The 596-nt window shown below is 65.3% G+C and carries 1 protein-coding gene; it reads right to left on the bottom strand.

All coding sequences use genetic code 11. The features are described 5' to 3' along the window. On the bottom strand, positions 1-430 hold a 430-nt coding region (locus PXJ20_RS32935; protein ID WP_421057517.1), incomplete at its 3' end, for a hypothetical protein. Between the last annotated feature and the right edge of the window lie 166 nt (positions 431-596).

Below are 596 nucleotides of genomic sequence, written 5' to 3'. Positions count from 1 at the left end.
CACTGTCCACGTCGACTTCCACGGCGAACAGTTCGCTTTCCACCGGCGTGAGCTCGCTCTCGACGGGGCTGTCCAGCACGAACAGCAGTGTCACGTCGCTCTCGACCTCGACCTCGACCACGGCAAGCTCGCTGTCCACGGGAGTCAGTTCGCTGTCGACGGGCGTGAGCTCGCTGTCCACCGGCGTCAGTTCGCTCTCGACGGGTCTGTCCAGCACGAACAGCAGCGTGACGTCGCTTTCGACCTCGACGTCGACCACGGCCAGTTCGCTCTCCACGGGGGTGAGCTCGCTGTCGACCGGCGTCAGTTCGCTGTCCACGGGTCTGTCGACGGCGACCAGCAACATCGCGTCGCTCTCCACCTCGACCTCGACCACGGCCAGCTCGCTGTCCACGGGCGTCAGTTCGCTCTCCACGGGTCTGTCGACCACGAACAGCTCGGTGACATCGCTGTCGACGTCGAGCTCGACGGCAACGACTTCGCTCTCCACGGCGATCTCGGCCAGCAAGACGCACTACTACAGCGTCAACGACAACGGCACGCAGCAGGCCAACTACAACAACGACGGGGCCACGGGCGTGAACGCGCTGGCCGCA

The organism is Paraburkholderia sp. A1RI_3L (genome assembly GCF_048957895.1).
Classification (GTDB): Bacteria; Pseudomonadota; Gammaproteobacteria; order Burkholderiales; family Burkholderiaceae; genus Paraburkholderia; species Paraburkholderia kururiensis.
Note: the sequence above shows the minus strand (reverse complement) of the source record. Positions and strands in the feature narration are given on the sequence as shown.